We start from the raw sequence: 23,993 nt of genomic DNA on the forward strand, positions 1-23,993 counted from the left end.
TCCCGCCATTTCTCTGCCGAGGACGCCTCCTTGCCATGCATTTTGCCCGCTTTTCCGCTGCCCTGCTTGCAGCGACCTGTCTTGTTGCCTCGGTTCCCGTTGCCGCGCGAGATGCGGGCGTGAGCAAGGCGCAGACACAGGAAAGCGGCGTGCTGACGCTGGATCGCGTGTTCGCCAGCCCCAGCCTCTCGGGTGCGACGCCGCGCGGTGTGAAGCTGTCGCCCGATGGCCATTGGCTCACCATGCTGCGCCCGCGCGCCGATGAGCGCGAGCGCTATGACCTCTGGGGCTTCGACCGCAAGAGCGGCCAGTGGAAGATGCTGATCGACAGCAAGACGCTGTCCTCCGGCGCTGCTTTGTCCGAAGCGGAGAAGATGCAGCGTGAGCGTCTGCGCGTCGGCGATCTCAAGGGCATCATCAGCTACAGCTGGGCGGCGGACAGCAAGGCCGTTCTGGTGCCGCTGGATGGCGCGCTCTATCTCGCCAGCCTCGATGGCCATGTGCAGAAGCTGGAGACCGGCGCCGATCCGCTGAACCCGGCACTCAGCACCACGGGCAAATATGTCTCCTTTGTGCGTGACCGCCGTTTCTGGGTGGTGCCCGTGTCGGGTGGCACGCCGCTGGCGATCACACCTGCCGAAGCCTCCGAAACCGTCCATTGGGGCGAGGCGGAGTTTGTGGCGCAGGAGGAAATGGCGCGCTTCAAGGGTGCATGGTGGTCGCCCGGCGACAAGCTGGTCGCCATCGAGCGTTTCGATGAGGCCCATGTCGGCATCGTGACGCGCACGTCCATCGGCGCCACTGGCACCAAGACCTTCGATCAGCGCTATCCGGCGGCGGGCACGCCCAATGCCGAGGTCAGCATCTGGATCGTCAAGGCGGATGGCTCCGGCAAGGTGCAGGTCGATCTGGGCGCCGAGAAGGACATCTATGTCACGCGCGTCGATTGGGCGCCGGATGGCAAGGCGCTCTATGTGCAGCGCCAGAACCGCGACCAGACGAAGCTGGATGTGCTGAAGGCTGACCCGGAGACGGGCCAGACCACCGTGCTGTTCAGCGAAACGGCGCGCCCCAAGATGTGGCTGAACGTCACCGACGATTACCGCTTCCTCAAGGATGGCACGCTGATCTGGCGGTCGGAGCGCGATGGGTTCGGCCATCTCTATCGTTTCGAGCCCCCAAAGGCAGGAACGCCGGGGACGTGGACCCAACTGACCAAGGGCCAGTGGGTGGTCACCTCGCTCGATGGCGTGGATGAGAAGGGCGGCAAGCTCACCTTCACCGGCACCAGGGACGATGTGCTGGCCCCGCAGGTCTATGCGCTGGATTACAACCACGCTGGCGCTCAGCCGCAGCGCCTGACCGAGCTGGGCTATGCCAACAGCGCCACGGTGGACCGCAGCGCGCAGATGCTGCTGGTCAGCCGCAGCGGCCCCAGCCAGCCGCCGCAGGTCTATCTGGCCGACAACACCGGCAAGCGCCTGACCTGGGTGGAAGAGAACCGCATCGCGGGCGATCACCCTTACGCGCCCTATCTGGCGGCGCACCGCGCGCCCACCTTCGGCACCATCAAGGCCGCCGACGGCACCGAGCTGCATTACAAGATGATCACCCCCGTGCTGCAGCCGGGCAAGGTCTATCCGGTGTTCTTCGAGCATTACGGCGGCCCGCATTCACAGGTGGTCAGCAAGGGCTGGACCAGCCCGCTGGCCGAAGCCATCGTGGCCAAGGGCTACATCTATTTCGAGCTGGACAATCGCGGTTCGCCCAATCGCGGTGTCGATTTTGAAAGCGCGATCTGGCACGCCATGGGCACGATTGAGGTTTCGGATCAGCGCGATGGCGCCAATTTCCTGAAAACGCTGCCCTATGTCGATGGCAAGAAGATCGCCACCTATGGCTGGTCTTACGGCGGCTATATGACGCTCAAGATGCTGTCGGCTGATCAGGGGCTCTATGCGGCGGGCATCGCGGGCGCGCCGGTCACCGACTGGAAGCTCTACGACACCTATTACACCGAGCGTTATATGGGCGATCCGAAGACGGATGCTGCGGCCTATGAGGCGGCGGGCGTATTGGGCAAGGCCAGCAACATCAGCGACCCGTTGCTGCTGATCCACGGCCTGTCGGACGACAATGTGGTGTTCGAGAACTCCTCGGCCCTGATCGCCAAGTTCCAGGCCGAGGCCAAGCCTTTCGAGATGATGCTGTATCCCGGCTACACCCACCGCGTGAGCGGGCCCAAGATCAGCGTCCATGTGTGGAATACGATTTTCGCCTTCCTGGCACGGCACGGAGTGACGCCGCCGTAATCTGGCGGGTGATGGGTATCACGCGACCGCCCGGAGCGTGATAGCAAAAAGTGGGAACCGGTTTTTGCGACCATCACGCGACCGCAAAGATTCCGGATCATGATGCCTGTTCGCATCGTGATTCGGCCAGTGTACAGCCAAGCGATCATGCGTCTCTGATCGCGATGGAACGGGCCGCAAGGGGCTGGCCAGCCCCTCCACCGGCCAAGGAGTGAGTGAAATGGGTTATCGTGTTGTTGTCGTCGGTGCCACGGGCAATGTGGGCCGCGAAATGCTCAACATCCTGTCCGAGCGGGAATTCCCGATCGATGAGGTCGCCGCCGTTGCCTCCTCGCGCTCGACCGGCACCGAGGTCGAGTTCGGCGAGACCGGCAAGATGCTCAAGGTCAAGAACATCGAGCATTTCGACTTCACCGGCTGGGACATCGCCCTCTTCGCGGCGGGCAGCGAGCCCACGAAGATCTACGCTCCCAAGGCCGCCAGCCAGGGCTGCGTGGTGATCGACAATTCGTCGCTCTACCGCATGGACCCCGATGTGCCGCTGATCGTGCCCGAGGTGAACCCGGACGCCATCGACGGCTATGCCAAGAAGAACATCATCGCCAACCCCAACTGCTCGACCGCGCAGCTGGTGGTGACGCTCAAGCCTCTGCATGATGCCGCCAAGATCAAGCGCGTCGTCGTCGCCACCTATCAGTCGGTGTCGGGTGCGGGCAAGGAAGGCATGGACGAGCTGTTCGAGCAGAGCCGCGGCATTTTCGTGGGCGATCAGGCCGATGCGAAGAAGTTCACCAAGCAGATCGCCTTCAACGTGATCCCGCATATCGACGTTTTCCTGGATGACGGCTTCACCAAGGAAGAGTGGAAGATGGTGGTCGAGACCAAGAAGATCCTCGATCCCAAGATCAAGCTGACCGCGACCTGCGTGCGCGTGCCGGTCTTCGTCGGCCACTCCGAAGCGGTGAACATCGAGTTCGAGAACGAGATCAGCGCCGAGGAAGCCCAGAACATCCTGCGCGAAGCCCCCGGCATCATGCTGGTCGACAAGCGCGAGGACGGTGGATACGTCACCCCCGTCGAGGCGGCGGGCGACAGCGCGACCTATGTCAGCCGCGTGCGCGAAGACCCGACCGTGGAGAACGGTCTGGCTCTGTGGTGCGTTTCGGACAATCTGCGCAAGGGTGCTGCCCTGAACGCCGTGCAGATCGCCGAGCTGCTGGGCCGCCGCCATCTGAAGAAGGGCTGAGCCAGAGCCCGTCTTGTGAAGGCGTGAAAAAGCCCCTGTCGGTTCGCACCGGCAGGGGCTTTTTGTTGGAGCATCGCGCGAAAAGCGGGACCGGCCTTTCGCAAAAACGATGCGGCCACGAAAACGTGAAGGCAGTCTAGGGGTTACTGCGTGCGAACGGTCGTGGTCGTGGTGCTGGTGGCCACATTGGCGCTGTTATGGGCCGGGGCCTTGCGCACCACCTTGGTGTGAACCACCTTGCGGCGCGGCGAGGTGGTGGTCGTGGTCACAGCCACCTCCTGCTGCTTGGCCTGCTGGTCCGCAGCGGCGGCTGCCGTGGCGGCTGCGGCCTGACGGGCAGCATTGGCATCAGCTGAGGCGCTGGCCGCCGCATTGTTGGCCTGCTCGGCACGGGCATTGGCGTCCGCCACCTGAGCCTGGGCATCCTGAGCCTGGGCATTGGCGGCAGCGGCCTGCTCATGCGCGGCCTGCACGCGGGCGTTGTTCATCGCCTGCTTGCGATGTTGCACCTCGCCCAGATTGGCCTCTGCCATGGCCGAGGCATGATTGGCCGAGGCAATGGCGTCATCCTTGTGGCCGCTGGCCAGAGCTTCCTTGGCGTGATTCAATTCCTCACGCGCGCTGGCCTGCTCTGCCGTCAGCATCTGGGCGGCGCCCGCCTGATCGGCGGATTGCAGCTTGGCCTCGGCGGCGGAAATGGCTTCACGGGCGCGGTCGGCCTTGCCCGCCATGGCCGGAGTGGCCAGACCCAGAGCAAGGGCGGTCGCGCTCAGAGCGATGATCTTCGACTTAACGGTCAACATGTCCTGTCCTTTCGGAGCTACCAGTTGAAACTAGTAGGCAGAACAGATCGCAGCCCGCCCTGTTCCATGAACATTTTACCGTGCTTGTTGTTTTCTTAGGTTCATGTATCGGGAGATTTCGGGGCCACGGCACAGCAGAGAGACTGGACAAATGGACGTAACGACTGGCTTTTTTGCAGGCTTCAACGGCGATCAACTGGCCCTTCACATGGCCGGGCCCGAGGATGGCCGACCCGTTGTGCTGGTTCACGGGCTGTTTTCTTCCGCCCAGATCAACTGGGTGAAGTACGGCCACGCCGCCCTGCTGGTCGATGCGGGCTTCCGCGTGATCATGCCCGACCTGCGCGCCCATGGGCAGTCCAGCGCGCCGCATGACCCCGCCAGCTACCCCGAGGACGTGCTGGTGAAGGACCTGCTGATCCTGATCGAGCATCTCGGCCTGACGGATTACGATCTCGGCGGTTTCTCGCTGGGCGCCCGTACCGTGACGCGCGGCGTGCTCTCCGGCCTGTCGCCGCGCCGCCTTGTGCTGGGCGGCATGGGGCTGGAAGGGCTGGCGGGCTGGATCGGGCGGAGCGCCTTCTTCATCGATGTGATCGACCGTTTCGGCACCATCAAGCATGGCGACCCTGCCTATATCGCCCAGCAGTTCATGAAGGCGCAGAAGGTGGATCACGTTGCCGCCCGCCTGCTGCTGGGCAGCGTGGACGATACCCCGCCCGAGGCTCTGGCGAAGATCACGCAGCCGGTGCTGGTGGTGTGCGGCGATGTCGATCAGGACAATGGCTCGGCGCCGAAACTGGCCGAGGTGCTGGCCGATGCGCGCTATGTCGAGGTGCCCGGCACGCATATGGGCTCGGTGACGCAGAAGGCCATGGGGGCGGCTATTCTGGCGTTTTTGACTGAAGGTTGAAGAAGGAAGTGAGAATGCGAGGGTGTTACACCCTCGCGCTCCCGGGTTTTGTCAGCGTAGCGCTTCGGGTTCGGCGATAGAGCAACGTCGCAGCGCCGCAGGCAGGAAGATGGATTGATGCCTGCGGCGCCTTGGATAGCGCAGAGGGAGAGTTAGGGCGCAAGGACCGGGCGCCACTGCTCTTGCGTCGGAAGACGTTATGGGAGCGCGAGGGGGTAACCCCCTCGCATCTATCTTTCCTTCTTACCGGAACGGCGGCTCATTGAAAGCCCGCAGCTTGCGCGAATGGAGCTTCTGCCCCTCGGCGCGCAGCAATTCGCAGGCCATGGTGCCGATCTTCAGGTGCGAGGCGATGGCCTCCTCATAAAAGCGGTTCGCTTGCCCCGGCATCTTGATCTCGCCATGCAGCGGCTTGTCGGAGACGCAGAGCAGCGTCCCATAGGGCACGCGGAAACGATAGCCCTGCGCCGCGATCGTGGCGCTCTCCATATCGATGGCGATCGCGCGCGACAGGCTGAAACGCTGAGCCGACAAAGCATAGCGCAGTTCCCAGTTCCGGTCGTCGGTGGTGACGACAGTGCCGGTGCGCATGCGCTTTTTCAGATTCGCGCCGGTTTCGCCGCTGATGATCTCCGCAGCCTGAGCCAGGGCAAGCTGCACCTCGGCGATGGCGGGGATGGGGATCTCGGGCGGGAGAACGGGGTCGAGCACGTGATCGTCGCGCAGATAGGCGTGGGCCAGCACATAGTCACCGATGCGCTGCGTGTCGCGCAGGCCCCCGCAGTGGCCGATCATCAGCCATGCCTCGGGGCGCAGCACGGCGAGGTGGTCGCAGATCGTCTTGGCGTTGGAGGGCCCCACGCCAATGTTGACCAGCGTGATGCCGCTGCGGTTCGGGCCGATCAGGTGGTACGCGGGCATCTGGTGGCGGCGCCAGGCGGTGTCGGAGAGACGCGCGCGGGCGTTGTCCACAGGCTGATCCACATACAATCCACCGGCTCCCGACAGGGCTGTATACCCGTTTTTCCCCAGCTGGGTGCCGGCCCAATCCACGAACTCATCGACGTAGCGGTGATAGTTGGTGAACAGGATGAAGCGCTGGAAGTGGTCGGTATCCGTGCCGGTGTAATGCGCCAGACGCGCCAGCGAGAAATCCGTGCGCAGCCCGTCGAACAGGGCAAGCGGGATCGAATCGTCCACCCGGCCCAGATCGATGCCATCGGCGATCTCGTCGCCGATCAGCGCCAGTTCGGTGGCGGGGAAGTGCAGCGCCAGTTCCGAAGGCTTGGTGCTGACGGGCGCTGAGGCATCCAGCACGTAAGGGAAGGGGATCTGCTGCGTGGAGCGGCCCACCTCGATCTCGATGGCGTAATCGGCGGCCAGCAGGTCCAGCTGCTCGGTCAGATACTGCGCGTAGAGCTGAGGGCGCGTCACCGTGGTCGAATAGGTGCCGGTGTAGGGCAGGCGACCGAAAGCGCGGCTGGCGTCCGGATGGGTCTCTCGCCCGGCGTAATGGATGCGCAGCTCGGGATAGCACCAGGCGCGCTCGATCACGCGCTCGGCCGGGGGCGGGGTGCCCTTTTCGGCATAGGCCAGAATGTCGGCGCGCAGGGTGGCAACGGCCGCGTCGTAAATGCGGCTCAGATCGGAAATGACGTTTTCAATGTTTTGCATGCGCGTGAGTGTAACGCAGCCGTGTGACGGCGCAAGGACCGGATAAGGGGTGTTTTTCAGGGGATGAAAGGAAGGGAAGATGCGAGGGTCATCACCCTCGCGCTCCCTTTAATGTCTACGTCGCGCGACGGGTTCGGCGATGGAGCAACGTCGCAGCGCCGCAGGCAAGCAATACGATGCCTGCGGCGCGGCGAGGTCGGGCGCAAGGATCGGGTGCCGCTATCGTTTCGTCGGGAGACGTTCTGGGAGCGCGAGGGGGTAACCCCCTCGCATCTTCCTTCTTAAACCCCTTAACAACCCCACAAACGAAAAGGGGCGCCCCTAAAGGCGCCCCTTCCGAAATCACGCGAGGTGTTAGAAGCTTACGCCTCTTCGCCCTCGGCCGACTCGTCCAGCAGGTCGGTCGGGATCTCGCCGGGTTCGGCGTTGGGGTCATAGGCTTCGGTGAAGCCGCCGACCTCATTGTCGAACAGGGCGTCGATCACGTTCACGCCCTGGGTCTGCAGCTCGGCCTCGTCGGGCGAGCGAGCAACGTTGACCTTGACGGCAACCGACACTTCGGGGTGTAGCGCAACGCGCACGTCGACGATGCCGATGGACTTGATCGGCTTTTCCAGCACGATCATGGCCTTGGTCACCTTGGCGCCCTGCTCGTTCAGAGCTTCGGCGATGTCGCGCACCGAAACCGAACCATACAGCTGGCCGGCGTTCGAGGCCTGACGGATCAGGACCACGGTCTTGCCTTCCACGTCACCCGACTGGGCAACAGCGTCATCGCGGCGAGCGGCGTTTTCCGACTCGATGCGGGCGCGGTTGGCTTCGAAGACCTTGCGGTTGGCTTCGTTGGCGCGCAGCGCCTTCTTGTTGGGCAGCAGGAAGTTACGGGCGTAACCGTCCTTGACGTTCACGACGTCGCCGATGGTGCCCAGCTTCTCGATGCGTTCGAGGAGAATGATCTGCATGGGTCTTCTCCCTTACTTGACGAGGTAGGGCAGCAGGCCCACGTGGCGGGCGCGCTTGATGGCCTGGCTCAGCTCACGCTGCTTCTTGGCAGAAACGGCGGTGATGCGGCTGGGCACGATCTTGCCACGCTCGGACATGAAGCCCTGAAGCAGGCGCACGTCCTTGAAGTCGATCTTGGGAGCATTCTTGCCCGAGAACGGGCAGGACTTGCGGCGACGGAAAAATGCACGAGCCATGGATCAAGCCTCCTCGCGGTCGCGGCGACGGCTGCGCTCGCGGTCGTTCTTGCGCATCTGCACGCTGGGACCAGCTTCATGCTCGTCAACGCGGACGGTGATGAAGCGGATGACGTCTTCGTTGATGCTGGTCTGACGCTCCAGCTCGGCGACGACGCCGGCGGGGGCTTCAATGTTCAGCAGCACGAAGTGCGCCTTGCGGTTGCGCTTGATCTTGTAAGCCAGACCCTTGAGGCCCCAGGTCTCGGTCTTGGTGACCTTGCCGTTGTTGCTCTCGACGATCTCGGTGGCGGTGGCGGCCAGCGCATCAACCTGCGCTTGGCTCAGGTCCTGGCGAGCCAGGAACACGTGCTCATAAAGAGCCACGGCAACTTCCTTCACTTGTGTAACCGATCGTTGGCTGATCCGCGGGATTGCGGGGCCCCTCCGGCTTTCTTCGCATGTCCATACGCGCGGCCTGCGAATCCGCGCTTTCAGAAGGGTGGGCGCATAGAGGATTGCAGCGCGAAAGCAAGGGAAATCGGGGGTTGAGGGAGATTCAGAAGGTTAAGGGCGAGGGGGTTACCCCCTCGCGCTCCCATGACGTCTTCCGGCTCATGGGCAGGGGTTCCCGACCGTCGCGCCCGGACGATCCACCTGCGTTACCTGTGGCGCCGCAGGCTTTAAAGCCCATGCTTCCAAAGCTGTGCCCGGAGTTGCTGCCTGCGGCGCAGCGACGTTGCTCTGCCGAAGAACCCTTGGCGCAGCGTAGACATTAAAGGGAGCGCGAGGGTGATGACCCTCGCATGTCTCTTACTTCAACCCCTTTAACAGATCGGTGGCGAACAGGCTGAGCGTATCGTCCCGGGCGCCCATCACCACGATTCGATCTCCGGGCTGCGCGAGGGCGATCATGGCCTCACCGCAAGCTTCGCGAGTCGGGATATGCCGGGCGTGAGGCGCGGAAGCGCTGCCCTGCGCAATCAGGCTGATGATGCGTTCGGAGCCTTCCGAGCGATCCACCGTGCCGCCGAAATAGACCGGATCGCAGAGGATGACGTGATCTTCGGGATCGAGCAGGTCGGCGAAGACCTGTGCCAGTTCCGAGCCCATCTGGCGAAGCGGGCCATAGCCGTGAGGCTGGAAGAAGGCGATGATGCGCCCGGGGTGGCTCTTGAGCGTCTTGAGCGTGGCCGAGACCTTGTCCGGATTATGGCCGAAATCGTCGATCACGGTGATGCCCGAGGGCGAGGTGCCGACGATATCGAAACGACGGGCAAGGCCCTCGAAACCAGCCAGCGCCTGAACGGCATCGCTGACGGGTATGCCTGCAGCCTTCGCGGCGGCGATGGCAGCAAGGGCATTGGCGAGGTTGTGGCGACCGGGCACTTTCAGCGAGAGGTTGAATGTGGTGGACAGGGTGGGATTCGAACCCACGGTGTCGATCACCTGCGCAGAAATGCTGGTCGGCCCTTCAACGATGCTGCCGGGCACCACGCTGATCTCGGCCTCGGCGCTGTCGATCCCGAAGGTGACCAGCTTTTTCGCACGCCCCGCCAACGCCGCCGTCTCGACATCGTCCAGATTGATCACGCCCACATCGGCTCGCGCCAGAAAATCGCCGAACAGAGCGCGCAGTTCCTCCAGACTCTTGTGGTCGAGGCTGACATTGTTCAGTACCGCCACACTCGGGCGATAGAGCGCGATGGAGCCGTCACTCTCATCCACCTCGGACACGAACAGCCCGCCGCTGCCCACCCGCGCGCTGGCGAAAGGCGCATCGGGCGCGCGGAAATTCTTCATCACCGCGCCATTCATGATCGTGGGGTCACGGCCCAGAGCGGTCATGATCCAGCCGATCATACCAGTGACCGTGCTCTTGCCGCTGGTGCCCCCCACCGCGAGCCGATAGGCCGAGGCGTTGAACAGTTCGGAGAGCAACTGCGCCCGGCTCATGCGCGGGCAGCCCAGTTCCTTGGCGCGCACCATTTCCGGCACGGTGTCCTCCACGGCGGCGGAGGCGACCAGCACCTGCTGGGCGCCGGTGATGCCGCTGCCATCCTGCGGGAATAGCGTGAAGCCAAGGTTTTCCAGCCAGCTGAATTTTTCCGGCGTGCGCCCCTGATCGCGGCCCCGGTCCGAACCGGCCACCTCAGCGCCCAACCCTCGCAGGATCAGCGCCAGAGGCAGCATGCCCGATCCGCCGATGCCGCAGAAGAACCATGGGTGAGAGGTGAGCGTGCTGTTCTCGGTCATGCGGGCGGGCCTATGCGGCGCCGCGCCAAAGGGCAAGAGCGTTGCCTTTGCCTGCCGCCAGAGGCTATCCCTCCTCCCATGCCCACACGCATCGCCATCTGCGCCCCCGCAACGCCGATCACGCCCGAGGATGTGGCGCGCACTCAGGCCATCGCCGCCGAATTTCCCGATGCCGAATTGCATTTCCACCCGCAATGCTTCGCGGCGAGCGGCCATTTCGCCGGGCCGGATGCGGTGCGCCTCGCGGCTTTTCTCGATTGCGCCAACGATCCCGCTTTCGATGCGGTGTGGTTCGCACGCGGCGGTTATGGCTCGAACCGCATTGCGGGGGAGGCGTTGGGGCAGCTTTCGCTGGCGGCGCGGCACAAGGCCTACCTTGGCTATTCAGATCTGGGCTATCTGCTGGCCGGGCTCTATCGCGAGAAGATCGGCCGCCCCGTGCACGGACCGATGGTTGGCGATGGCCGCCGCTCGGGAGGTGATGAGGCCCTGCGCCGCGCCTTGGGTTGGCTGACTGGCGCCTCGGATGGTCTGGAACCCAGCCTTGGCGAGGAAAAACATCCCGTTGTTGCGCTGAACCTCACCACGCTGGCGATGTTGGCGGGCACGCCGCTGATGCCGGGCCTCGCGAACCATGTGGTGATGGTGGAAGAGGTCAGCGAGCATCTCTACGCCGTTGACCGCCTATTTTTCCATGCCACGGCACATCTGGGCGGGATCGCGGGGCTGCGGTTGGGGCGAGTCTCCGCCGTACCGGAAAACGACCGGGAGTTCGGGGCGACGCCTTTGCAGATCGCTCAGGACTGGTGTCACCGGCACTCCATCCCGTTTCTGGGGGAGGCGCAGATCGGGCATGACGCTGCGAACCGGATCGTGCCGTTTGGGAAGCAGGTAAGACGTTGAAAGCAGGGGGCGTTACGCCCCCTGCACCCCCGTTACGTCTCCCGGCGATAGGGCGTGCAAACCGTAACCTTGCGTAGTAACTCCCCGCCGCGCAGCGGCCTTAAAGCCTGCGGCGCGGCGTCCGAAGCGCCAAGGCCGAACCCAAAGCGCCACGTAGACATTCATGGGAGCGCGAGGGGGTAACCCCCTCGCATTTCCTTCCTTTCACCCCTTGTCAAACCTCCACCCCCTTGCACCCAAGCTCTAACCGCAATAACTCGCGGCCCCAGATTTCAAGGGATAGCCAAGATGCGTGCATTTGTTTTTCCGGGGCAGGGCAGCCAGAAGGTCGGCATGGGTGTCGATCTGGCGGCGGCCAGCCCCATCGCCCGCGAGGTGTTCGAGGAGGTTGACGAGGCGCTGGGCCAGAAGCTGTGGGAGATCATGGCGCAGGGCCCAGAGGACCAGCTGACCCTGACCGAGAACGCCCAGCCCGCGATCATGGCCAATGCCATTGCCACGCTGCGCGTGCTGGAGAAGGAGGGCGGTTTCCGCCTGTCCGACAAGGCCGATTTCGTGGCCGGTCACTCGCTGGGTGAGTACACCGCGCTGTGCGCTGCTGGCGCCTTCAGCCTTGCCGATACGGCGCGTCTGCTCAAGCTGCGCGGGCAGTCGATGCAGGCGGCGGTGCCGGTGGGTGTTGGCGCGATGGCGGCTCTGCTGGGCGCCGATATCGACAAGGCGACCGCTCTGGCTGCTGCGGCTGCCGAGGGTGAGGTCTGCACCGTCGCGAATGACAACGATCCGGGGCAGGTCGTGCTGTCGGGCCACAAGGGCGCGATCGAGAGGGCTATCGCTCTGGTCAAGGAGCATGGGATCAAGCGCGGCGTCGCGCTGCCGGTCTCCGCGCCCTTCCACTGCCCGCTGATGCAGCCTGCCGCCGACGCCATGGCCGAGGCGCTGGCCAAGGTTTCGCCGGGCGCGCTTTCGGTGCCGCTCTTCGCCAATGTCACCGCCGATGTCGTGACCGATCCCGCCACCGTGCAGGCCCTGCTGGTTGAGCAGGTGACGGGCCGCGTGCGCTGGCGCGAGAGCATCATCGCCATGAAGGCGGCGGGCGTCGAGGAATTCGTCGAACTGGGCGGCAAGGTGCTTGGCCCCATGATTTCGCGCAGCGTGACGGATGTGAAGGTGACCAGCGTCATCTCCATGGCCGATATCGAGGCGCTGCTGAAGGAGATCGCATGATGTTTTCGCTTGAAGGAATGACCGCGCTGGTAACCGGCGCGAGCGGTGGCATCGGCAGCGCGGTGGCCAAGGCTCTGGCCTTGCAGGGCGCGCGTCTGGTGCTTTCGGGCAGCAATGCCGACAAGCTGGAGGCCTTCAAGGCCGAGCTGGGCGGCGACCACGTTGCCATCACCTGCAACCTCTCGGACCCGGAATCGGTCGAGAAGCTGGTGCCGGAGGCGCTGGCTGCTCTGGGCAAGCTGGACATCCTCGTGAACAACGCGGGCATCACGCGCGACAACCTCGCCATGCGGATGAAGGATGAGGAATGGGATGCGGTGATCCGCATCAACCTCGAGGCCGCCTTCCGCCTGATGCGCGCCGCGACCAAGCCGATGATGAAGGCCCGCTTTGGCCGCATCGTCTCGGTGACCAGCGTGGTGGGCGCCACCGGCAATCCCGGTCAGGTGAACTATGCCGCCGCCAAGGCTGGCCTTGTGGGCATGAGCAAGTCGCTGGCGCAGGAACTGGCGAGCCGCAACGTGACGGTCAATTGTGTGGCGCCGGGCTTTATCCGCACCGCCATGACGGACGTGCTGCCCGACGCCCAGAAGGAAGCGCTGAACGGCCGCATCCCGATGGGCCGCATGGGCGAGGGCGAGGATATCGGCGCTGCGGTGGCGTTCCTGGCCTCGAAGGAAGCGGGCTATGTCACCGGCCAGACCATTCATGTGAATGGCGGCATGGCGATGTTTGCCTGATTGAAGAAAAAGATAGGTGCGAGGGTGTTACACCCTCGCGCTCCCATGACTGTCTGCGTGGGCGCTATGGGTTCGGCCTTGGATTAAGGTCGCGGCGCCGCAGGCAGGGCATTTGATGCCTGCGGCGCCATAGGCCGCGCAGGTGGAGAGGTGGGGCGCAACGCTCGTGCGCCACTGCCCAAGCGTCGGAAGACGTCATGGGAGCGCGAGGGGATAACCCCCTCGCATTTCTCTTTTCCTCCCCCGAATCCGCCCCTCCAAAGCCTTCGCAGGAGCATTAACCTCCTGTTAGGCATGTTCTCCTAATCGAAACCCATCGAATTATCCCCAGAATCGCGTTCAGGCGCTTGCTTCGCACTTGCCGAAGGCCAAGGGCGCGCTAAGGAAGATAGTCCGAAATGGCCGCGCAGGGGTGCCTTGGGGTTCCTGTGCGGGTTGAAGCTGCACCCAGGGATATCAGGCACGGGATCGGATCGAGCATGAAAGCCACCATCGAACGCGCGACGCTGCTGCGCTGCCTCAGCCATGTGCAGTCGGTGGTCGAGCGGCGCAACACGATCCCCATTCTCTCCAACGTGCTGATCGAGGCCGGGCAGGACGGCACCTTGCGCGTCATGGCGACCGACCTTGACCTGCAGGTGGTCGAGCATATGCAGGCTGTCAGCGTGGAGGCGCCGGGCGCCATCACCGTTTCGGCGCATCTTCTTTTCGACATCGCCCGCAAGCTGCCCGATGGCAGCCAGGTGAGCCTGCAGACCGCCGACAACCGCATGGTTGTGAAGGCCGGTCGCAGCCGCTTCCAGCTGCCGACGCTGCCGCGCGATGACTTCCCCGTGATCGTCGAGGGCGATCTGCCCACCAGCTTCGAGCTGCCTGCGGCGACGCTGGCTCAGCTGATCGACCGCACGCGTTTCGCGATCTCCACCGAGGAGACGCGCTATTACCTCAACGGCATCTTCCTGCATGTGACGGAAGAGGAGCTGAAGGCGGCGGCAACGGACGGCCACCGTCTGGCGCGCTTCACCATCGTGAAGCCCGAGGGCGCCGATGGCATGCCCGACGTCATCGTGCCGCGTAAGTGCGTGGCCGAGCTGCGCAAGCTGCTGGAAGAGGCGCTGGATGCGGTGGTTCTGGTGGACCTGTCGGCCAGCAAGATCCGCTTCACGCTGGGCGGCGAGAATGGCGTGGTGCTGACCAGCAAGCTGATCGACGGCACCTTCCCCGATTACAGCCGCGTGATCCCGACCGGCAACGACAAGCTGCTGCGTCTGGACCCCAAGAGCTTCTGGCAGGGCGTGGACCGCGTGGCCACCATCGCCACCGAGAAGACCCGCGCCGTGAAGATGGCGCTGGACAAGGACCGCGTGACGCTGTCCGTGACTTCGCCCGACAACGGCACGGCTGCCGAAGAGCTGCCCGCCGATTACGGCTCGGACGGTTTCGAGATCGGCTTCAACGCCAATTATCTGAAAGACATCCTCGGCCAGATCGAGGGCGATACGGTGGAGCTGCATCTGGCCGATGCCGGTGCCCCCACCCTGATCCGTCAGGATGAAAAGAGCCCCGCGCTCTATGTGTTGATGCCGATGCGCGTGTGATCCGCTCAGGATTGAAGGCTTAAAAAGGCGCGGGAGGGGCAACCTTCCCGCGCCTTTTTGTTGCAGCTGGCCCTGTTAGGGCAGGGCCAGGGGCGCCTTAGCCCACACGGTTGGCGCGCCAGGCATCGACGGTGCGGATCAGCCCGGCGGCCTCGGCGGGGGCCAGAACGCTGTCAAGATCGCTGCCCTGCGCGTCCTTGTAGCGGAAGGCCCAGCCCTGGCGCGAACCCTGCTGATGGCCCTCGGCGATTTCGCGGACCACATGCTCCGGAAGGTCGAAGGCGACGCGGATGCGCTGGTCGCACTGGCCGCCGGTTTCCTTGGGCACGCAATTGCTGTCCCAATGGTTGGCGACCGACAGATTGGCCTGTGTCACCTTGCCGCCGGCGCGGTAATGCACGCGGGTCAGCTCGCGCGGGGCGTCGGTGTTGGTGATGTCCTGCCACACGCGATAGGATGCCGTGTTGGTGTTGCGGTCGAGATGGGCCGTCAGATGCAGGTTGCCCTCGGTTCCGGTGCCCAGCGCGTGGCGGCTTTTGTGGGCCTTGCGCGAGGAAAAGCTGACATAGGGTTCGAGCTGGTCGTCCTTGATCTCGATGCCTTGAGCGAAATGATCCGCAGGCAGTGCGGCGACGCGGATGGGCAGTTGCGCCGTGGCGGTTGAAGCGGTGGCCGTCGGGACGGCGGTTGCCTGAGCCGCGGAGATGCCGCCAAACAGGCCCAGGGCCAGAGCGGCCATGGTCAGCCGGGCGGCGCGCGAGCGGGGCAGCGCCATCAGGGCAGGGGCTTTGGTGGCGGTCTTGCTGGTCATGTCATGCCTTTCATCTTTTCTGATTGCTGATGACGATCTAGGCGGATGACATTGCGCGCCAGATGCTCGATCGTGAGAAATGATTGCCCGTGGATGACACGGCTGACCGGGGGCAGGGGGATGATCGGGCGGGGGTGTTCGCCGCTTGCGCTGTGCGTTGGCCCACTCCACCCCAACCAACTGGCCTTTCCCCGCCGCCCCGGCTAAAGACGGGGCATGAACACGCCTCGACCGCCCAAACGCCCCTTCAAGTCCTCCGCCAAATTCACCCCGCGCCCGGCGCCGGGCATGCCCAACGCCCAGCAGGTGCTGGACTTTATCGCCTCGGCCACCGGAGAGGTCGGCAAGCGTGAGATCGCCAAGCATTTCGGCCTGCAGGGTCAGGAAAAGATCCAGCTCAAGGCGCTTCTGAAAGATATGGCCGAGGAAGGGCTGATCGACGGCAAGCGCACCGCCTATCACCGCATGGGCGGCGTGCCGAAAGTCACCGTCCTGCGTGTGATCGAGGTCGAGGATGGCGAACCCGTCGCCGTGCCCGACAATTGGGAGCCTGAGGACAACACCCCCGCGCCGCGCCTGCGCATCATCGAGCCGCGCGGCGGCGGCAAGCGCGGCGCGATGGCAGGGGGGGCAGCCAAGGGCGTTGGCCCCTTGCGCCAAGGCGACCGCGTGCTGGCCCGCACCGAGGAGACCGAGCGCGGCTGGCAGGCCCATCCCATGAAGAAGCTGCCCGCTCAGGCCGACCAGACCATGGGCGTTGTCGAGATTGACGGCGCGGGCAAGGGCTGGCTGGCCCCCATCGACAAGCGCGAGCGCCACTCTACACCCATCGCCGATCTGGGCGGGGCGGAAGAGGGTCAGCTGGTGCTGGCCGAACCCGTCAGCAAATCGCCGCGCGCGGGCATGCGGGTGACGGTGGTGCTGGGTGATCCGCTGGCGCCGCGCGCCTTCAGCCTGATCGCCATCCACAAGCATGGCATCCCGCATATCTTCCCGCAGGATGTGCTTCAGGAGGCCGAGGTTTCCGCCCGCGAGCCTCTCAGCGCCGACAAGCGCGAGGACCTCACTCATCTGCCCATCGTCGCCATCGACCCCAGCGACGCGCGCGACCATGACGACGCCATCTGGGCCGAGCCCGACGGGCAGGGCGGCTGGCGCACGGTGGTGGCCATTGCCGACGTGTCGTTCTACGTCCGCCCCGGCAGCGCCGTGGACAAGGAAGCCCGCAAGCGCGGCAATTCGGTCTATTTCCCGGATCGCGTGGTGCCGATGCTGCCTGAGGTGCTGTCGGCGGATGTGTGCTCACTGAAAGCCGGGGCGCCGCGCGCAGCCATGGCCTGCCACATGAACTTCGATGCCGAAGGCAAGATGACCGCCTTCCGCTTCACCCGCGCCATCGTCCGCATCGCCGAGGTGATCGCTTACGAGGAAGCGCAGGCCCGCATCGATGAAGGCCGCGCCGAAAAGCATCTCACCGATCTGTGGGGCGCGTGGAAGGTGCTGGAAGAAGCACGCAACAAGCGCGACCCGCTCAACCTCGAACTGCCCGAACGCCGGGTGCAGCTTGATGAAAAGGGCCGCATCGCGGGCATCGCCTTGCGCGAAAGACTCGATGCCCACCGCGTGGTTGAGGATTTCATGATCGCGGCCAATGTCGCGGCGGCCAAGGCGCTGGAAAGCAAGGTCGCCCCGGTGGTCTATCGCATCCATGAGCCGCCCAACCGCGAAAAGCTTGTGGCGCTCAAGGATTACCTCGCCACCTTCGAGCGCAAGCTGGCGCTGGGGCAGGTCATCACCCCGTCGCTGTTCAACCGCATGCTCAAGGGCATCGAGGATGAGACGGAAAAGGCGCTGATCATGGAGGCCGTGCTGCGCAGCCAGACGCAGGCCTATTATGGCCCCAAGAACGCCGGGCACTTCGGTCTGGCGCTGGGCAGCTATGCGCATTTCACCTCGCCGATCCGCCGCTATTCGGATCTGCTGGTGCATCGCTCGCTGGTCGATGCCTTCGGGCTTGAACAGCCCGCGCCTCAGGGCGACATCCCTGAGCATTCCGGCCTTGCCCCGCGTGACCGTCAGGACATGGCCCGCATCACCGACGCCATCTCCCGCACCGAGCGCCGCGGCATGGAGGCCGAGCGCGAAACAATCGACCGCTATGTGGCGGCATGGCTCTCGACCCGCGTGGGCGAAATCTTCGAATGCCGCATCACCGGTGTGCAGCGTTTCGGTCTCTTTGCGACCATCGTCGGACTAGGCGGCGATGGATTGGTCCCCGTATCGGTGCTGGGTGACGAGAGATTCTTCCACGATGAAAAGGCTCAGGTGCTGCGCGGCGAGCAGAGCGGCATCACCTATGCCATCGGTGACCGGCTGCCCTTGCGGCTGGCGGAGGCCAATCCCTTGACCGGCGCGCTGAAGTTCGAACCCAAGGACAGCGATGGCCGCATCGAGAAGCGCGGTGCCCCGGCGCCTGTCGGGCTGAAGAAGCGCGGCAGCCATCTGGTGGGCCAGCGCGGCCGCCCGGCCAACATCCGCCATCAGGGGAAACGCCGCTGATGATGCAGGGGGGCGTCTTTTGGACATTCGGCAAGGCCGAATGTGCGGCATCGGCCCGCTCCCCTGTCCGGTCAGGCATCGGTCGTACCCTGTGGGTGGCCGGGCCAAGAGCAGATACCGCGAGCGGGCCGGTGCCGCCCGCACAAGGCGCTTTTGCGCCCTGTGCCAAAAGGCACGCCAAAAGACTCTCAGCTCAGTCGGTCGATCTCATCCTCGGCAAGGCTGCCGGGGATGATCATCAGCGGGCAGGGCAGGGCGCCAAGGCCCGGGCCGGTGAAGTGAGTCACCAGCGCGCCCGGCTCGCCATCGCGCGCGGCGCCCAGCACCAGCGCGGCAACCTCGCTGTGCGCGGCAAGGTAATCGCGCACGACTTTCACCGCCTCGCCCTGCTGGACCGAGATGTCGGGCATGCGTCCGCCCTCGGCCACGATGGCGCCGGCAAGGCTTGTCAACAGCACTTCCGCACGATCCCGCGCTTCCTGCTCGATGGTGGCCTGAATGCCGCCGAAGGCCACGAAGGGCTCGGGCTCGATCACGCTGAGCAGATGCACCGCGCCCCCGGTTTTGGCGGCGCGCCTGCTCGCGAAACGCAAGGCCACGCGGGCCTCTTCGGTTTCGTCGATGATGACGAGATAGATCCGCATGGCTCCTCTTTTCCCGGTTCCCGTACCGCGCATTTTGCGCCATCACCTATCCGTCACAAAGCTATTTCACGCAAGCCACCTTGCCGAGGCTCATACTTTTGGCCAGAAGCCCGCGTGAACAAACATCCCACCTTGGATTGAGGACTGATTGCCCCATGCCGATTGCGATCAAGATGCCCGCGCTCTCGCCCACGATGGAGCAGGGCAAGCTGGCCCGGTGGCTGGTGAAGGTTGGCGACACCGTCTCCTCCGGCGACATTATGGCCGAGATCGAGACCGACAAGGCCACCATGGAATTCGAGGCTGTCGATGAAGGCGTGATCGTCTCGATCGACATCGCCGAGGGTACCGACGATGTGAAGGTCGGCACCGTGATCGCCCAGCTGGCCGGCGAGGGCGAAGATGCCTCCGCCAAGCCTGCTGCCGCTGCCGAAAAGCCCGCTGCTGCTGCCCCGGCGCCTGCCGCCGCCGCTCCGGCCCCGGCTGCCGCGCCTGCCGCTGCTCCTGTGGCCAAGGCTGCGGGTGACCGCGTGGTCGCCTCGCCGCTGGCCCGCCGCATTGCCGCCCAGAAGGGCGTCGATCTGGCTGGTATCGCCGGTTCGGGCCCCAATGGCCGCATCGTCAAGGCCGACGTCGAGGGCGCCAAGCCCGGTGCCGCCGCACCTGCCGCTGCTGCGCCCGCCGCCGCCCCGGCTGCTGCCGCTCCCGCCGCGCCGACGCCTGCCGCGCCTGCTGCCCTGCCTGACTTCGGCATCCCGCATGAAGACCAGCCGCTCTCGGGCATGCGCAAGACCATCGCGCGCCGCCTGACCGAGTCGAAGCAGCAGGTGCCGCATATCTACCTGTCGCTCGACGTGCGCCTCGATGCGCTGCTCAAGCTGCGCGGCGAGGTGAACGCTTCGCTGTCGGGCCGCGGCGTGAAGGTGTCGGTCAACGACATTCTGATCAAGGCGCTGGGCGTTGCTCTGGAGCAGGTGCCGGTGTGCAATGTCGCCTTCGCCGGTGACTCGATCCGCCAGTACAACCGCGCCGACGTGTCGGTGGCGGTCTCGATCCCCAACGGCCTGATCACCCCGATCATCAAGGATGCCGCGGGCAAGGGTCTGGCCAAGATCAGCACCGAGATGGCGGACCTCGCCAAGCGCGCCAAGGAAGGCAAGCTGGCCCCGACCGAGTATGTCGGCGGCACCGCCAGCCTGTCGAACATGGGCATGATGGGCATCAAGACCTTCCAGGCGATCATCAACCCGCCGCAGGCCATGATCCTGGCCATCGGCGCGGGCGAGAAGCGCCCCTGGGTGCTGGAAGATGGCACGCTGGGCGTCGCCACCGCGATGACCATCACCGGCAGCTTCGACCACCGCGCCATCGATGGCGCCGATGGTGCCAAGCTGATGGCGGCTCTCAAGACTCTGATCGAGAACCCGCTCAGCCTGCTGGCCTGACGATAAGGCCCTGGTCCCGCGCTGTGGAGGCGCGGGGCCGGGGCATGGCCTCGCTGCCACCGGGCAGAGGGGCAGGATAAAAGACCGCGAGGCGGCATCGTGACAGGGAACGGGCGCGGGAATGGCCAAGGCATAACTGCTACCCACCCGGCGCGCGCCCTTGGACGCTCCGCCTTGCAAGGAAGACCCCCGATGATCGAACCGCTCGTTCCCCGCCCTGCCACCGAACCGGTGATCCGCGTCACCGCCATGCCGCGCGACGCCAACGCCTATGGCGACATCTTCGGCGGCTGGCTGATGAGCCTGATGGACAATGGCGCAGGGCTGATCGCCTCGCGCCATTCGGCGGGCCGCGCGGTGACCATCGCCATGGACGGCATGCAGTTTCTGAAGCCGGTGAAGATCGGCGACGAGATTTCCGTCTATGGCGAGATCACCAAGGTCGGGCGGTCTTCGATGACGATTGCGGTGGAGACCTGGCGTCGCCACCGCCATGAGCTTGAGGCGATCAAGGTGACCGAGGCGGTGTTCACCTTCGTTGCCGTGGATGATGACGGGCGTCCTCGCCCCGTGACTCAGGAGAAATAATCTCGTGGCTGAACAGTATGATGTGATCGTTCTGGGTTCGGGCCCCGGTGGCTATGTCGCGGCGATCCGCGCGGCGCAGCTGGGCCTCAAGACCGCCATTGTCGAGCGCGAGAATCTGGGTGGCATCTGCCTCAACTGGGGCTGTATCCCGACCAAGGCGCTGCTGCGCTCGGCCGAGGTGTTCCACCAGATGCAGCATGCCAAGGCCTATGGCCTCTCGGCAACGGGTGTGACGGCTGATCTGGCCGCTGTGGTCGCCCGCTCGCGCGGGGTGGCCAAGCAGCTCAATCAGGGCGTGACCCACCTGATGAAGAAGAACAAGGTCACCGTCCATATGGGCGTTGGCAAGATCGTCAAGCCCGGCACGCTGGAAGTGACCGGCGAGAAGGGCAAGGAGACCCTGACCGCCAAGCACATCATCGTGGCCACTGGCGCGCGTGCCCGCGACCTGCCCTTCGCCAAGGCGGATGGTGACAAGATCTGGACCTACCGCCACGCCATGACGCCGAAGGAAATGCCTTCGAAGCTGCTGGTGATCGGTTCGGGCGCGATCGGCATCGAATTCGCCAGCTTCTACAACGATCTGGGCGCCAAGGTGACCGTGGTCGAGATGATGGACCGCATCGTGCCTGTCGAGGACAAGGACGTTTCGGCCCATCTCGAAAAGTCGCTGACCAAGCAGGGCATGACGATCCTGACCGGCACCGGCGTGGATGGCATCACCACCACCGCGACCGGCATCAAGGCCAAGATCAAGGGCAAGGACGGCAAGGTCACCGAGGAAGACTTCAGCCATGTGATCGTGGCCGTTGGCGTGGTCGCCAACACCGAGAACATCGGTCTGGAAGAGGTCGGCATCAAGACCGAGCGCGGCATCATCTCCATTGATGACTATGGCCGCACGGCTGTGAAGGGCATCTGGGCGATCGGCGACGTGACCCCCGGTCCATGGCTGGCGCACAAGGCCAGCCATGAGGGCGTGACCGCTGCCGAAGCCATCGCGCAGGAGCTGGGCAACAAGGAGGTCCACCCCCACGGTCTGGACCGCAACAACATCCCGGGCTGCACCTATTGCCACCCGCAGATCGCCAGCGTCGGCATGACCGAGGCCAAGGCCAAGGAAGCCGGTTACGAGCTGAAGGTCGGCAACTTCCCCTTCATCGGCAATGGCAAGGCCATCGCTCTGGGTGAGCCCGAGGGCTTCATCAAGACGGTGTTCGACGCCAAGACCGGCGAGCTGCTGGGCGCCCACATGATCGGCGCGGAAGTGACCGAGTTGATCCAGGGCTATGTGGTCGGCAAGCAGCTGGAAACCACCGAGCAGGAGCTGATGCAGACGGTGTTCGCGCATCCGACCCTCTCCGAAATGATGCATGAGAGTGTGCTTTCGGCCTACGGTCGCGCGATCCACTTCTAAGCGTCAGGCGCTGGAAAAAGGTTGGGGCCTGCCCGCCGGATGACCTCCGGTAGGCAGGCCTTAACCATATTTCGGCATGGTGCCCGCCATGAGGGGCATCGATCGACATCCGGCCGAGGGCGTGGGCGCCACGATCACCGTGCGCAGTCTGGCCTTGGCTCTGCTGGCGGTGCTGGGTGGCATGCAGCTTGGGCTTTGGGCCTTTCTGGGCCTGCCTGTGGCGCTGCTGCTGGGCGGCGCTGCGGCGCTGCTGCTGCTGATCCTGGGGCTGGCGAGGCTGACGGGCTGGCGCGGTTCGGTCAGCCTTGGCTCATGGTCCATCGCCACATTTGTCGCTTTGGTGATCCTGCTGCTGGGCGGCGAGGGGCGCTGGTTCTATGCCACGCCCGACTGGCAGGTGCGCTATGGTGTTTTGCGCGATCTGGCCGGACAGCCATGGCCTTTCATCTATCCTCAGGGCGATCTGCTGCGCCTGCCGCTGGGCATCTATCTGGCCCCGGCGCTGATCGGCAAGCTCTGGGGCTTCCACGCGGCGGAACAGGCGCTGCTGGTGCAGAACACCCTGCTGCTGGGCATGCTGCTGGCTCTGGGTGGGGCCCTGTTCGAAACGACGCGGCAGCGGGGCATCGCGCTGGCCTTCTTCTGGGGCTTTTCCGGCATGGATGTGCTGGGGCAATGGATCGTCGGAGGATCGCTGCGCCTGCATCTGGAGTCATGGGCGGGGCTGCAGTTTTCCAGCCATATCACGCAGGCTTTCTGGGCGCCGCAACATGCTTTCGCAGGCTGGCTGCTGGCGCTGTTCTTTCTGCTCTGGCGTGACGGACGGTTGCCGCTGGCGGTCCTGCTGACCAGCTTTCCATTGGTGGCACTGCTCTCACCGCTGGCGCTGATGGGAGGCGCTCCGCTGGCCCTATCCGCCGTGCCGCAGAGCTTTCGTCATCCTATGCGCGATTGGGCATTGCCTTTTCTGGCCACACTGCTCAGCCTGCCCGCCTTACTCTATTTGACCACGGCCAGCGCGACGGTTGGTGCCGGTACGCCCCATGTCCCTTTCAAAGGCTATCTTCTCTTCATCACACTGGAAGTCGGCTTTTATCTGCTGGCTCTATGGTTCACGCGCCGCGATCCACCCTTTGGAAGAGTGAGCGTGATCATCACGGTGCTTTCTCTGCTGCTGGCGCCCTTGGCTCGGGTGGGGAGCAGCGCCGACTTCACCATGCGTGCCAGCATTCCGGCATTGGCGATCTTGTGCCTGACCATGGCCCGCATCGTCATTGAACCCAAGCGCTGGCCGGATGGGAAGTTGGCACAAGGCTGCATTCTGATGGTGTGGCTGATCGGCCTGGCCACCCCGGCAGGAGAGATCTGGCGCGCCGTCACATGGCCTGCCGCGCCCGAGGTGCTGTGCGGTTATCAGGGGGTCATCCCTTCGGGCGCCAACACCTATGTGGCGCCGCTGGACCGCGTGCCGAGGTCGATCAGGCCGCCTCATCCCGTCATTCGTATGCAGGCCGATCCGGCGCCCTGCTGGCGTGTGCCATGGCGCGATCCGATCTCCGGGCAGGCCAGTCTGCATCATCCTTATTGATCGGCACTTTGGCCTGATCACGGCCTGATCTGCAACAGCCTTTCCAGCGCGTTTACCCTCGGGACTTAAAGAACTCTGCGGCTTGACGTCC

Annotated in this window: 20 protein-coding genes; 12 read left to right on the forward strand and 8 right to left on the reverse strand. The window is 64.7% G+C overall.

Features of this window, described 5'->3' with window-relative positions; all coding sequences use genetic code 11:
• The first annotated feature begins 35 nt into the window (after nt 1-35).
• Entirely contained in the window at nt 36-2,312 is a 2,277-nt protein-coding gene (locus tag HGK27_RS03115; protein ID WP_206238660.1) for a S9 family peptidase, read from the forward strand.
• Between the two features lie 220 nt (nt 2,313-2,532).
• Nucleotides 2,533-3,558, forward strand: coding sequence for an aspartate-semialdehyde dehydrogenase (locus HGK27_RS03120; RefSeq protein WP_206238662.1), 1,026 nt, complete (start codon nt 2,533-2,535; stop codon nt 3,556-3,558).
• 143 nt (nt 3,559-3,701) lie between these two features.
• Here the strand turns inward: HGK27_RS03120 and HGK27_RS03125 are convergent, their stop codons facing one another.
• Complete coding sequence (locus tag HGK27_RS03125; RefSeq protein ID WP_206238664.1) at nt 3,702-4,361, reverse strand: hypothetical protein; 660 nt, start codon at nt 4,359-4,361, stop codon at nt 3,702-3,704.
• A gap of 151 nt (nt 4,362-4,512) precedes the next feature.
• On the opposite strand from HGK27_RS03125, the gene HGK27_RS03130 reads away from it, so the two are divergent.
• A complete protein-coding gene (locus tag HGK27_RS03130) occupies nt 4,513-5,274 on the forward strand; it encodes an alpha/beta fold hydrolase (RefSeq protein ID WP_206238666.1) in 762 nt (253 codons plus the stop codon).
• A 243-nt stretch (nt 5,275-5,517) separates the two neighbouring features.
• Here HGK27_RS03130 and HGK27_RS03135 read toward each other — a convergent pair whose 3' ends face one another.
• The 5 genes from HGK27_RS03135 to HGK27_RS03155 all read right to left on the reverse strand — a co-directional run bounded on the left by HGK27_RS03135 (nt 5,518) and on the right by HGK27_RS03155 (nt 10,382).
• Nucleotides 5,518-6,948, reverse strand: coding sequence for an AMP nucleosidase (locus HGK27_RS03135; protein WP_206238668.1), 1,431 nt, complete (start codon nt 6,946-6,948; stop codon nt 5,518-5,520).
• 362 nt (nt 6,949-7,310) lie between these two features.
• Entirely contained in the window at nt 7,311-7,910 is a 600-nt protein-coding gene (gene rplI / locus HGK27_RS03140; protein ID WP_206238669.1) for a 50S ribosomal protein L9, read from the reverse strand.
• 12 nt (nt 7,911-7,922) lie between these two features.
• Nucleotides 7,923-8,147 carry a 30S ribosomal protein S18 gene (gene rpsR, locus HGK27_RS03145; protein WP_068094520.1) on the reverse strand — a complete coding sequence of 75 codons (225 nt, stop codon included), beginning with the start codon at nt 8,145-8,147 and terminating at the stop codon, nt 7,923-7,925.
• Between the two features lie 3 nt (nt 8,148-8,150).
• Nucleotides 8,151-8,513, reverse strand: a complete 363-nt coding sequence (gene rpsF / locus HGK27_RS03150) for a 30S ribosomal protein S6 (protein ID WP_206238671.1) — start codon at nt 8,511-8,513, stop codon at nt 8,151-8,153.
• Between the two features lie 426 nt (nt 8,514-8,939).
• Nucleotides 8,940-10,382, reverse strand: coding sequence for a glutamate ligase domain-containing protein (locus HGK27_RS03155; RefSeq protein WP_206238673.1), 1,443 nt, complete (start codon nt 10,380-10,382; stop codon nt 8,940-8,942).
• A gap of 78 nt (nt 10,383-10,460) precedes the next feature.
• On the opposite strand from HGK27_RS03155, the gene HGK27_RS03160 reads away from it, so the two are divergent.
• The 4 genes from HGK27_RS03160 to dnaN all read left to right on the forward strand — a co-directional run bounded on the left by HGK27_RS03160 (nt 10,461) and on the right by dnaN (nt 14,850).
• Nucleotides 10,461-11,285: an LD-carboxypeptidase gene (locus HGK27_RS03160; RefSeq protein WP_206238675.1), complete on the forward strand. Its 825-nt coding sequence runs from the start codon at nt 10,461-10,463 to the stop codon at nt 11,283-11,285.
• Between the two features lie 288 nt (nt 11,286-11,573).
• Nucleotides 11,574-12,512 carry an ACP S-malonyltransferase gene (fabD, locus tag HGK27_RS03165; RefSeq protein ID WP_068094202.1) on the forward strand — a complete coding sequence of 313 codons (939 nt, stop codon included), beginning with the start codon at nt 11,574-11,576 and terminating at the stop codon, nt 12,510-12,512.
• Nucleotides 12,512-13,252, forward strand: coding sequence for a 3-oxoacyl-[acyl-carrier-protein] reductase (fabG, locus tag HGK27_RS03170; RefSeq protein WP_206242763.1), 741 nt, complete (start codon nt 12,512-12,514; stop codon nt 13,250-13,252). Before fabD ends, fabG begins: the two co-directional genes overlap by 1 nt.
• Nucleotides 13,253-13,731: 479 nt before the next feature.
• On the forward strand, nt 13,732-14,850 hold the full coding sequence (gene dnaN, locus HGK27_RS03175; RefSeq protein ID WP_206238677.1) for a DNA polymerase III subunit beta: 1,119 nt from the start codon (nt 13,732-13,734) through the stop codon (nt 14,848-14,850).
• 97 nt (nt 14,851-14,947) lie between these two features.
• On the opposite strand, the gene HGK27_RS03180 is transcribed toward dnaN, so the two are convergent.
• The gene (locus HGK27_RS03180; RefSeq protein WP_206238680.1) at nt 14,948-15,661 is read right to left on the reverse strand and encodes a hypothetical protein; all 714 of its coding nucleotides are present in this window, start codon (nt 15,659-15,661) and stop codon (nt 14,948-14,950) included.
• Nucleotides 15,662-15,949: 288 nt separating this feature from the next.
• Between HGK27_RS03180 and HGK27_RS03185 the strand changes: the two genes are divergently transcribed.
• Nucleotides 15,950-18,220 carry a ribonuclease R family protein gene (locus HGK27_RS03185; protein ID WP_206242765.1) on the forward strand — a complete coding sequence of 757 codons (2,271 nt, stop codon included), beginning with the start codon at nt 15,950-15,952 and terminating at the stop codon, nt 18,218-18,220.
• 188 nt (nt 18,221-18,408) lie between these two features.
• Here HGK27_RS03185 and HGK27_RS03190 read toward each other — a convergent pair whose 3' ends face one another.
• A complete protein-coding gene (locus HGK27_RS03190; protein ID WP_206238681.1) occupies nt 18,409-18,864 on the reverse strand; it encodes a universal stress protein in 456 nt (151 codons plus the stop codon).
• A gap of 155 nt (nt 18,865-19,019) precedes the next feature.
• Here HGK27_RS03190 and HGK27_RS03195 point away from each other — a divergent pair, with 155 nt between their 5' ends.
• The 4 genes from HGK27_RS03195 (at nt 19,020) to HGK27_RS03210 (ending at nt 23,902) form a co-directional block, all read left to right on the forward strand.
• Nucleotides 19,020-20,309, forward strand: coding sequence for a pyruvate dehydrogenase complex dihydrolipoamide acetyltransferase (locus tag HGK27_RS03195; RefSeq protein WP_206238683.1), 1,290 nt, complete (start codon nt 19,020-19,022; stop codon nt 20,307-20,309).
• Nucleotides 20,310-20,501: 192 nt separating this feature from the next.
• Complete coding sequence (locus tag HGK27_RS03200; protein ID WP_206238684.1) at nt 20,502-20,897, forward strand: acyl-CoA thioesterase; 396 nt, start codon at nt 20,502-20,504, stop codon at nt 20,895-20,897.
• A 4-nt stretch (nt 20,898-20,901) separates the two neighbouring features.
• On the forward strand, nt 20,902-22,314 hold the full coding sequence (gene lpdA / locus HGK27_RS03205) for a dihydrolipoyl dehydrogenase (RefSeq protein ID WP_206238686.1): 1,413 nt from the start codon (nt 20,902-20,904) through the stop codon (nt 22,312-22,314).
• Nucleotides 22,315-22,402: 88 nt separating this feature from the next.
• On the forward strand, nt 22,403-23,902 hold the full coding sequence (locus tag HGK27_RS03210) for a hypothetical protein (protein WP_206238688.1): 1,500 nt from the start codon (nt 22,403-22,405) through the stop codon (nt 23,900-23,902).
• Nucleotides 23,903-23,993 lie beyond the last annotated feature (91 nt).

Origin of the sequence: Novosphingobium terrae (assembly GCF_017163935.1) — a bacterium.
Taxonomy (GTDB): domain Bacteria; phylum Pseudomonadota; class Alphaproteobacteria; order Sphingomonadales; family Sphingomonadaceae; genus Novosphingobium; species Novosphingobium terrae.